The 9,914-nt window shown below is 55.2% G+C and carries 10 protein-coding genes and 1 pseudogene; 10 read left to right on the top strand and 1 reads right to left on the bottom strand.

The genetic code is table 11. The annotated features are described in order from the left end of the window. The 10 genes from ACF8AM_RS18750 to ACF8AM_RS18705 all read left to right on the top strand — a co-directional run. Positions 1–956 (top strand): hypothetical protein (locus ACF8AM_RS18750; RefSeq protein WP_392557113.1); only part of this gene is annotated, 956 nt, incomplete at its 5' end. Between the two features lie 75 nt (positions 957–1,031). Continuing rightward, positions 1,032–1,433, top strand: coding sequence for a hypothetical protein (locus tag ACF8AM_RS18745; protein WP_392557112.1), 402 nt, complete (start codon positions 1,032–1,034; stop codon positions 1,431–1,433). A gap of 80 nt (positions 1,434–1,513) precedes the next feature. Continuing rightward, the gene (locus ACF8AM_RS18740) at positions 1,514–1,966 is read left to right on the top strand and encodes a hypothetical protein (RefSeq protein ID WP_392557111.1); all 453 of its coding nucleotides are present in this window, start codon (positions 1,514–1,516) and stop codon (positions 1,964–1,966) included. A 52-nt stretch (positions 1,967–2,018) separates the two neighbouring features. Beyond that, positions 2,019–2,315, top strand: a complete 297-nt coding sequence (locus tag ACF8AM_RS18735; RefSeq protein ID WP_392557110.1) for a hypothetical protein — start codon at positions 2,019–2,021, stop codon at positions 2,313–2,315. Positions 2,316–2,462: 147 nt separating this feature from the next. Continuing rightward, complete coding sequence (locus tag ACF8AM_RS18730; protein WP_392557109.1) at positions 2,463–2,969, top strand: hypothetical protein; 507 nt, start codon at positions 2,463–2,465, stop codon at positions 2,967–2,969. 628 nt (positions 2,970–3,597) lie between these two features. Continuing rightward, the gene (locus tag ACF8AM_RS18725) at positions 3,598–4,215 is read left to right on the top strand and encodes a transglutaminase family protein (RefSeq protein ID WP_392557108.1); all 618 of its coding nucleotides are present in this window, start codon (positions 3,598–3,600) and stop codon (positions 4,213–4,215) included. Between the two features lie 127 nt (positions 4,216–4,342). Further along, positions 4,343–4,633, top strand: a complete 291-nt coding sequence (locus tag ACF8AM_RS18720; RefSeq protein WP_392557107.1) for a hypothetical protein — start codon at positions 4,343–4,345, stop codon at positions 4,631–4,633. A gap of 195 nt (positions 4,634–4,828) precedes the next feature. Further along, positions 4,829–6,073, top strand: coding sequence for an HlyD family efflux transporter periplasmic adaptor subunit (locus ACF8AM_RS18715; RefSeq protein WP_392557106.1), 1,245 nt, complete (start codon positions 4,829–4,831; stop codon positions 6,071–6,073). Between the two features lie 25 nt (positions 6,074–6,098). Then, entirely contained in the window at positions 6,099–7,388 is a 1,290-nt protein-coding gene (locus ACF8AM_RS18710; protein ID WP_392557105.1) for a hypothetical protein, read from the top strand. Between the two features lie 346 nt (positions 7,389–7,734). After that, on the top strand, positions 7,735–9,138 hold the full coding sequence (locus ACF8AM_RS18705; RefSeq protein ID WP_392557104.1) for an alkaline phosphatase D family protein: 1,404 nt from the start codon (positions 7,735–7,737) through the stop codon (positions 9,136–9,138). A gap of 526 nt (positions 9,139–9,664) precedes the next feature. On the opposite strand, the pseudogene ACF8AM_RS18700 reads toward ACF8AM_RS18705, so the two are convergent. Then, positions 9,665–9,914 (bottom strand): annotated as a pseudogene (locus ACF8AM_RS18700) (hypothetical protein); the annotation flags it as partial.

Below are 9,914 nucleotides of genomic sequence, written 5' to 3'. Positions count from 1 at the left end.
CCGCAAAAGGCGGACTGCACAACAACGCCGACCGGGATTTGCTGACCGGCGAGATCGTGACCGTGGTTGCCAAGCACGGGTTGGTGACACTCGATCCTGAGTTAAAAGCGTGGACGTTGGTCGACGACCAAGACGCTGTCTTTTCCGGCGGAATGAACGCGCATGGAACAGACTGTTTCGTAATCGATGGCGAATCACACTGGGCATTTGCGTCGACTAACACCCAGCAAGTGTTTGTGGCAAAACGCGGCAAAGTTCTCGCGACTCTGGCTCAGCCCAAGGGAGATGAATTCGACAACCCAACCGTCAACGAATACTTCAAGGCGGGTGGACGATTCACTCCCTGTGATGTGGTCTACCTGCCCGAGGCACAACGCTTGGTCGTCGTCATCGGATACGCACCCGGGGACTTTGCGTTGTCAGCCGAATTGGTTGACGGTCAATGGCAATGGGGCGGCCCGGCATGGGGCGGCCGAGAAGGCAATGGTGGCATGCTCAACACGGGGCACGGCGTTCAGGTTGCAACGGAAGGCGGCAAAGAGATCGTTGAAATTGCGTCGCGTTCACACGGTCGCATTTTTTCGTTCACACCCAACGGAGCACAACTCCGCACGCCGGGTGCAGACAAGGAATACTTCATTCAACTGCCCAAGGGTTCCAATCCTTGCAACCTCTTCAATCTGGGCGACAACATGTTTCTGCCGCTGTTGAACCCGTTGCCCAAGACCAAAGGATCCGCGCCCGTGTTGGTGTTGGAAAACGGCAAGCCCGCCGGAGCCTTGGTGCCCGCGACTTATGACACGTTGAACTTGATGCAGCACATGCATGGTTTCTGCCCCGTTGAAATCAACGGCAAACTGTTCGGCATCGTCTTGTCCTGGCGAAACGGTGGCGAAAATTCGAAGGGCAAACTCAACGATGGTCAAATCGCGATCTTCGAAGCGGTCGAAGAATAGAGAAGGCCTTTAAAAGCGGATCGTGTTGCACTGGCCTCGCCAGTGCGATGCTGGCTGTTTGCAGCGATTCATTTCATGACAAACCTTCCTTTGGTATCGGTCTGGTTGCTGTTCTTGTTGTTCGCCATTCCCCTCGCGGGATTGGCGTGGGACGCTCGGCAGCAATCACGTGCGGTGGCTCAGGTCGATCTCACCCCCAAGACCACCTATGAAGGACCGGTCGTCGACAACGGGGACGGAACAAGGTCGCAACAGATCACCGTTTCCGTCGTGACGTCGGTTTCGACATCACATACGGTGCAGTTCGGGCCATTTTCGATCCAGATTCATGCCCGAGAGTGGGCCGCCAACGCGGTGCTGATGAGCATCGTCTTGCTGGGGATCGGCTTGATCGGCCTGCTGCATTTTCCGGATGAGTCGCCCACTGCCGGATCCCCAATGAGTTCGGAGACAATCAGCGCCCCGATTGGCGATTGAACCGGCCTTCGATGTAGGCGAGGATCATTCAATGACCCTCGGCCGATAAGATTGTCCGTTCTCTCACTTCGAGCGTTTCCATGCAAAGAAGACATTTTCTTTCGTTCTCAGCGTTCGCGGCCGCCGCATCAGTCACGGGATGTGATTCGGGCAAGGTGACAGAGCCCATTGTGGCGTCGGTGGAGAGTGCGGCATCGGGAGTCGAAGAAGCCGTTGAAGAAACCTCCACCGAAAACTTGGAACGCTATCGAGTTGCCTTGCGAGGCTACGAAATCGTGTCGGGAATGATTGGTCCGCGAGTGTTCTTCTTGCCATATCCCGGGATGCGAATCCTTTCCGTGGTGATCGTGGTCAGCACGGTTTCTGCGAAGTTGGCAATCAAATACATCGACACCGAATTGATTCAACGACAGTTTGAAGAGGAGTTGACCGACGAAGAACGCTCGCTGGTTGAGTCCGATGGCTACGTCCAATTTGAAACCGAAAGCGGTGTTTCAGAGACGGTCATGCTGGGACCGAGCGAGTACACCTGAGTTCCATTGATCGAACACTGGAAATCCCCTGAGCCCAGCATCGGATCCAATTATGAAAGCTCCACGCTCCATCATCACTCTCTGGTTCAATGTTCTGCTGATTTTATACTCGGCGGGGACCGGGTTCTTCACGTTCGTTTTTTCGGACAAAGCCCAGAACGTTCCCATCGAAGGCTTGGTGCTCACATCGTTGATCGATTTGGTTCGCTACCTGATCATGATGTTCATTTCCGCATGGTTCATTCGCGAAGCCTGGAATCGATTGGTGGCGGATTTGTTTACCCTGCGTCTGATCGCCTATCGCGAGGCCATCACCATGGTCGTTCTTTTGGGTCTGTTCAGTATGTGATCGAACACCAATGGATTGACGACGGGCAATTTGACTCGCCCCAGTCGCGGCAATAAGATCATTTGATCGCTTCCCTTTCGTGCCCCATGGTCGACGGAGTGCATTCGGCGAACTTTCCAGTCCATTTGTTTGTTGGAGAATTCAGCCATGCATCCTTGTGTCGGTATCCCTGAGCTCATCGTCCCCCTCGTTCTCGGGCTTCTTTCACTGCTTTTGCGGTGGCGTCAGAGCAAGCATCTGCAAACGGCGGCGATTGCCTTTGCCTGTTCCTGCGGTGCGACCTTGCTATCGCCCGCGGACCTTGCGTCCACGTTGATCTTCACCATCGCATTCTTTTTGTGTTTCCAACTGGGGACACGTTCCAAGCATCCGGTGAAAACAATCGAGATAACGGAGACGGATGTCGACCATTCGCGATCGAGCTGGATCAATCCACTTCGTTTGGGAGCCGTGGTGGCTGCTCTTGGAGTCGCCGTCTTCGCATTTGGACAAATGCAACTCTGGCAGCAGGCCACCGAACCGCTGGCCCATCATGTTTTCCGAGCATGGGCAGCCAGTTGGATTGGAACCATGCTGCTTGTACTGTCCGCTACTTGGTGGGGCTACCATTTCGCGAGCCGACAATTGCTGGTTAAGAAAGGCATCTCCAGTTGACCGCACTCGAGCAGAACAGGTGCCTCATGCGTTTCACATTGACGCAAATTTTGACCACGGTGCTCGTCGTCGCCTTGGGGTTCGCGCTCGTTGGCACTCAGTTCCGGCATCAGCGACGGATTGCTGCGTTGGAACATGCTCTCTATCAAGCCCGCAAGGACATTGCGATTGCCGAGTACGGTTCTCGCGCAGTCCACCAGGTGACCTGCTCAATTTCAAGGCGTTCTTGCGGGCGGCACTTGAACTGAATGAACCTGCCGGTGGATAGACTTGTCCGTCTACCAATGGGCGTTGTTCGCACAGAAAGTGTGGCATAGGCTTCCAGCCTTTTTATACCCCACATCTCGAAACACCAAAGATTAGTGTCCGATCAGAGTGGATTAGTGTTCCGCCAGAGCGACCAAGGGAACACTAATCTCCGCTGATCGAACACTAATGTTGTTTGCGAAAGGAATGTTTGGCTTCAAAACGCCTGTATTCCTAACGCAAGCGGTTCCCAAAAGATGTGGGGTACAAAAAGGCTTCCAGCTTGTGTTCTGCGAAATCACAGGCTGGAAGCCTATGCCACTTGTTTTCCAATCATGCCTTCGCACGCTCTTACATTACACGACTGTCCAACGAAACCGACATGAGTTCATCTCCTAATCCTGACGACTACCTGGGGCATTGCGAGGAGATTGATATTGACCATCCGGACATCATCGTACTCGCCCAAAAGTTGGCGGGTGCGTCGATCGAAGAGACCGCGAAAAACTGTTTTGAGTTTGTGCGTGACTCGATCCAGCACACTGGAGATGAACAGCGGAACCCGGTGACGTGCCGAGCGTCGGATGTGCTGCGGCATGGGATCGGATACTGCTACGCCAAGAGCCATCTGCTTTGTGCGTTGTTACGTGCCAATCAGATTCCCGCGGGGCTTTGTTATCAACGTCTCTCCATCGACGGCGACGGAGCTCCGTTTTGTTTGCACGGGCTCAACGCGGTCCATTTGCCCGACCATGGTTGGTATCGGATCGACGCTCGTGGAAACAAACCTCGTGGAAACAAACCAGGTGTGGACGCTCAATTCATTCCTCCTCGCGAACAGTTGGCGTTTGCAACCGACATGGCAGGAGAACGGGACCTGGATAAGATTTGGCAGACGCCACATCCTGCCGTGATCGAATGCTTGCGGAGACATGATGACTGGTTGGAATTGTCGCAAGATTTGCCAGATCAGGATTTGGCAGAGATCGAAGAACGGTGAAAGGTGTGCTGGAAACAGTACAATCGACAGTGCGGTCTCCCTTGCGGCGGTTGCAACGACAGAACCTGAACGCCATCGACGGCATTCGGATTTCATTTCCAACGTCCAAACTGAATGGGGATTCCACATGCCAAATCCTTTCAAGACACGGATGCAGTGCATCGCATTCCTAGGTGTTTGTGTGGCGGTCGGTTTGAGTTGTGCTGCCTCGATTGCAGTCGCGGAAATCTTCATGCCTGAAAACGCAGCGGGGCAACAAGGCGTGGCCACTTTCTATTGGACTTTCACTCCGATGGCGGTGGTGTGGACCTTGCTTGGCATTTGGGCCCACGCGTGCATGCCTCCTCGCGTTTGCGGACCGGATGACACGGAATCGAGAGAGGGGGCCGGCCCCTTGTCGAAGACCGTAACGCACTGATGGACGACACTGGATTGCTCCTGGGGCACTGATTGGGCTCCTCGGATTTCTGTCGATTGATTTGACGGTGGCTGGAAATACCCTGGATCGCCATGCCGCGGATTCGGCCGGGTGTCTCCCCTGAGTGCCCCTCGCCGCCAACCAGACGCTGCTCCCGTATGAATGTCGCCCCAAACGCCTTGAGAGACTGGCACCATGAAGTGTTTGTTTGATCTGATGACCCGAGTCGCCATCGCCACGCTCTGCGTGAGCTTTGCATCCGGCTCGATTCTCGCCCAAGACGCCCCCACCAAGGACTCTGCCAAAGACGACGGCAAAGAACAGGCGGCGAAAACCGTCCGGGTCCAAGGAACATTCGAAGCGGTTCGAAGTTGGGAACTCAGCCACGGGCTGGATCAGTTCGGCGAACTCGAGATCAAGAAGATCTTGCCGCACGGAACAGAAGTCAAAAAAGGACAAGCGGTCATTTGGTTCGACACCGAATCGATCGACAAGAAGCTCAAGTCCGCAGAGCATGCCATTCGTCTGGCGAGAATTGCAGCCGCCGACGAAGAATTCGCGGACAAACAATTCGCTGCCACACAAGAACTCGACCGCCAGGATGCAGAGCGACGACGCCAATCTGCGAAGCAGGCTTACGACAACTACGTTCAAGTCGACCGCGATCGCAAAATCAAAAGCGCTCAATTTGACATCGAGATGTCTAAGGCATCACTGGAAAACGCCCAGGAAGAACTGAAGCAACTGCAACAAATGTACGATGCGGATGACTTGACGGAAGAGTCTGAAGAGATCGTACTCAAGCGAGCCAAACGGGCCGTCGAATCCGCTCAATTCCGATTGGAAAGCACCGAGATTCGTTCCAAGCGAATCATCAGCCAATCCATTCCATCGGAAGATGCCCAAGCCGAGGCCACTTGGGAACGAGCCCAGATGGCTTACGAAAAATCAATTCGCAATCTCGAGAGCGCCCAAAAGAAACGCGACTTGGAACGCCGCAAAGCCGCGGATGACTTGGCCAAGAAAGAGACTGACTACGAGGCACTCCGCCAACAACGGAAGTCGATCGTCATCAAAGCTCCCGGCGACGGCGTCCTGCTCTATGGCAAACTGACTCGTGGTGCATTGAATGCCAAGCCCAGTCCGATCCAAGCGGGAGCAAAGGTCTCCACTGATCAGGTCATTGCCACGATCGTTCACCCCAGAAAGATGCGAGTCCGTTTGACGCTCAGCGAAGCTGACTTGGCCGGTGTCAAAGTCGGTGTCCCTTGCATTATCAAACCGACAATTGACCCAAAAACAGAAATCAAAGGCACCATCGATTCGGTTGCCTCGGTGCCTTTCATGGGAACGAAGTTCGATGCGACCGTGAAAGTCGTTGGCCAATTGCCAGAGACGGTGATGCCAACCATGACGGCGTCCGTTGAAACGTCCAAATGAGCTTGGTCACCCTCGGGAAATCGCTATGAATATCCAGTCAACGGAACGCTCGGTTGTAACGACCACCATCGCCCTGTCTGCTCGACGCTTGTCGCTTCGCCTCGCGTTGGTGCTGAGTGCGTTTTGTCTGCTGACAACCGGTGGGACCTTGCCAGCAGAAGACGTGGCCGCGTTGGAATCTTTTGATTTGTCGCGGACTCCGGTGCCGCCAGAAATCGACGCCCCCACCGAAACAGAAATTCGCGCGGCAATCGTGCGTGGGGTCGAGTTCATGCTCAACGACCAGAACCCAAACGGATCTTGGGGATCGCCCACGCGAACCAAGTCGTTGAACATCTACGCCCCTGTCCCTGGGGCTCACCACGCGTTCCGTGCCGCGACGACCTCGCTCGGGATCGCCGGATTGATCGAGACACTGGATGAACTTCCAGAAGATTCTCCGGAGCAAGACTTGCGTTCACAAGTTCGCGATTCGGTCGCACGAGCGGAAACATGGTTGTTCCGCGAATTGCCGAAATTGCGACGTGCGGACGGCACTGCCATGTACAACGTTTGGGGGCATGGTTACTCGATCCAAGCCCTCGTGCGGTTGCATGAATGGCACCAGGACGACGCGGATCATCAGGCCCGCATCGTCAGCCTGATCCAGGACCAATTCGAAATGCTGCAGCGTTACGAATCGGTCGACGGCGGCTGGGGCTATTACGATTTTCGCTACCAAGCCGACCAACCAACGTCCTCGTCGACCAGCTTTGTCAACGGCGCCGTGTTGGTCGCTCTCAAGGAAGCCGACTCGCTTGGTGTCACTCCGCCAAAGCGAATGGTGGATCGGGCGGTGGCGGCTTTGGGACGACAGCAAAAACCTGACTTCAGCTACCTGTACAGCGAAGACCTGAAGTACCAGCCGATGCGAGAAATCAATCGCCCCGGCGGGAGTCTCGGTCGGTCCCAGTGTTGCAATGCGGCGATGCGAGTCTGGGGCGATTCCAAAATCACCGACGACGTCGTGAAGGTTTGGCTGTGTCGGCTCTATCTGAGAAATGGCTGGCTCGATATCGGACGCAAACGACCGGTTCCGCACGAAGCCTGGATGCAGGTGGCAGGCTACTTCTACTACTTTGGTCACTACTACGCATCGGTCAGCATGGACTTGTTGCCGGAGGACGAGCGTGGGCCGTACCAATCGATGTTGGCCAAACTGATGCTCGACCGCCAAGAGACGGACGGTTCATGGTGGGACTACCCGCTGTACGATTACCATCAACCTTACGGCACCGGGTTTGTTCTGATGACGTTGGATGCTTGCATGCCGTGAACGCGGCAAAGCCAAAGCGTTGGCCCCAGTTGAGTGCGGGAACCGTGGCCGACGCCAAGCGGTTCACATGATTGTGCTTGATCATTCCTGCCGACTTTTGTTCCGTGTGCGAAACCTAACGTTTCACCGCCCGCCTCCACCGAATCCAAACTCAAACAGTTCGAAACAGACCATGGGTCGGTACCTTGCGAGACCGAACAGTTAGGGACAACTGTTCTACAATGACGATGCCAGAGCCGCTTGTTTCGGCCGCTGGCATTCTCGCGCATCAGGCTGTGATAAGATGGTCAGCCCGTTCTGACACGGGCCTCCCTGAACCTCCACCGCTAATGCCGCCATGAAGAGAATGCTGTCCGGGATCTTGTTTGCGATCCTTCCTATTGCTGTTGTCACACACGCCAAACCACCCATCCCGACGCCGCGAGAAACTCCGGTCGTGGGCGACATGGACCACTTCTTTCTCGAGTCCATGTATGGGCTGAAGGAGAACGATGAGAGCTTGAACCGCGTGGTGAACTCTCCGGAATTCCGGAAACTGATTCAAAAATTCGACCTGAAGCTATTGGGCGGGCCGATGCTTGGTTGCGTCACCGATCACAGCGCTCGCATTTGGGTCCGAACGACAGAAGCCGCCAGCGTGCAAGTTGTGATGAACGGCAAAGCAAGCAAGGTCGTCACAACATCGCCGGAGATGGACTTCACCGCATTGTTGGATCTGGAAGGTTTGCAGTCCGCCACGGACTACACCTACGACGTCTTGGTCGATGGGCAAAGCGTTTTCCGCGATCAGAAACCTACGTTCCAGACTTACCCGTCCAAAGATGAGAAAGCGACGTTCAGCGTCGCCTTTGGCGGTGGTGCCCGCTACAACCCACCGAAGGAAAAGATCTGGGACGTCATCGCAGGGCGTTCACCGGAAGCGATTCTGTTGCTCGGCGATAACGTTTACATCGATCAACCCAAGTCACGAACGAAACAACGAGTTCACTACTACCGTCGGCAATTACGACCCGAGTTTCGGCGACTGACCGCGTCGACATCGGTGTACGCGGTCTACGACGATCACGATCTCGGTGTGGATGATTCATCCGGTGGTCCTGGTCGCTTCAAGCCCACTTGGAAGTTCGAATCGTGGAAGGTCTTTCGCGAAAACTGGAACAACCCAGCGTATGGGGGCGGCGATGAGCTTCCCGGTTGTTGGTTTGATTTCTCGATCGGCGATGTCGACTTCTTCATGCTCGACAATCGCTACTATCGATCATTTGAAGATGGGACGATGCTGGGGCCGGAACAAAAAGAATGGTTGCTGGCCAAGCTGAAAGCATCGGATGCCACGTTCAAAGTTCTGGCCTCAGGGACGCTGTGGACGGAGCACGCTGACAAAGGCGGGAGAGATTCGTGGTGGGGCGTGAAGGAAGAACGCAACGAAATCTTTGACTTCATCGACCAAGAGAAAATCGGCGGCGTGATTCTGCTGTCGGCTGATCGACATCGCACCGACGTGTACAAGATCGAGCGTCCCAACGGCTACGACTTGTTCGAGTTCGAAACATCGAAGATGACCAACGATCACACGCATCCCACCAAAGAACAGGCCGTTTTCTCTTACAACGAAGGCAACTTCTTTGGGATCTTGCGATTCGATTTGGAAAAGGCCGATCCAGAGATGACGTTCGAGTGCATCACAATGGAAGACCAAAAGGTCTACGAGATGACCTTGAAACGCAGCCAATTGCAGGCGGCAGAGTGAGACGACGAAGGGCGTTCGTTTCCATATCGGTCTCGTCGATTGAGTCGTCCACGGCGTTCTAGCGAATGTTGGATGGGCACTCTTGCCCCTCAGAGTGACGGACGTCGGCCAAGAGTGGCCAACCGACAGCAAGATCGACAAACCGGTCAGCGAGGCTCGCGCTGCATACCCGACGCCGGCCCCATCCAGGGCGAAGACCGCCAGCACCATGCTCCTTTGGTGCGAGCCCCCGTCATCGCCTCCACCGCCACCTGTCGCCGCTCCGCGGCTTGCCGAGCGTCATCGTGACCCCCAAGACCTCGGGTTGAAAACCCGAGGCTGTCAACTGTCACCGCTCCGCGGTTGTTAAGACACCGATACACCCACAACCAGTCGCGGAGCGACGGCAGCCGAAAGCCTTGGGTTCTCAACCCAAGGCCACACACCAACAACACACAAGTCCTCAAGTCACGGAGCGACGACAGTGGGTCGCCCCGTCGCCGAATGAATTCCGGTTTGCGTCCCGGTCGATGGGCTGCTGTTGGTTTCAAGTTGAACGAAACCACTTGTGTCCGCTTGATCTCATCAGCAACACGTACAGCATCGCGAACAGGTAGAAACCGATGAAGGTGCCGCTGACGATCATCGCTTGTTCGTCGGCGTTTCCGCTTTCCATGTCCACGATCATCAGGACCATCAAGGGCTGCCCGATAACAACCGGAATCAGCCCGAAAATCCAAGCCCATTGGCGTCCCAACATGGTGAGTAGAAGCAGTGTCCAACCGACGGCGAGACTG

Origin of the sequence: Rhodopirellula sp. JB055 (genome assembly GCF_043100905.1) — a bacterium.
Classification (GTDB): domain Bacteria; phylum Planctomycetota; class Planctomycetia; order Pirellulales; family Pirellulaceae; genus Rhodopirellula.
This window is presented reverse-complemented; position numbering and strand designations above follow the sequence as displayed.

Coding starts and splice junctions, on each gene's coding strand:
- ACF8AM_RS18745 (WP_392557112.1), top strand. CDS start 1,032: ATGACAAACCTTCCTTTGGTATCGGTCTGGTTGCTGTTCTTGTTGTTC.
- ACF8AM_RS18740 (WP_392557111.1), top strand. CDS start 1,514: ATGCAAAGAAGACATTTTCTTTCGTTCTCAGCGTTCGCGGCCGCCGCA.
- ACF8AM_RS18735 (WP_392557110.1), top strand. CDS start 2,019: ATGAAAGCTCCACGCTCCATCATCACTCTCTGGTTCAATGTTCTGCTG.
- ACF8AM_RS18730 (WP_392557109.1), top strand. CDS start 2,463: ATGCATCCTTGTGTCGGTATCCCTGAGCTCATCGTCCCCCTCGTTCTC.
- ACF8AM_RS18725 (WP_392557108.1), top strand. CDS start 3,598: ATGAGTTCATCTCCTAATCCTGACGACTACCTGGGGCATTGCGAGGAG.
- ACF8AM_RS18720 (WP_392557107.1), top strand. CDS start 4,343: ATGCCAAATCCTTTCAAGACACGGATGCAGTGCATCGCATTCCTAGGT.
- ACF8AM_RS18715 (WP_392557106.1), top strand. CDS start 4,829: ATGAAGTGTTTGTTTGATCTGATGACCCGAGTCGCCATCGCCACGCTC.
- ACF8AM_RS18710 (WP_392557105.1), top strand. CDS start 6,099: ATGAATATCCAGTCAACGGAACGCTCGGTTGTAACGACCACCATCGCC.
- ACF8AM_RS18705 (WP_392557104.1), top strand. CDS start 7,735: ATGCTGTCCGGGATCTTGTTTGCGATCCTTCCTATTGCTGTTGTCACA.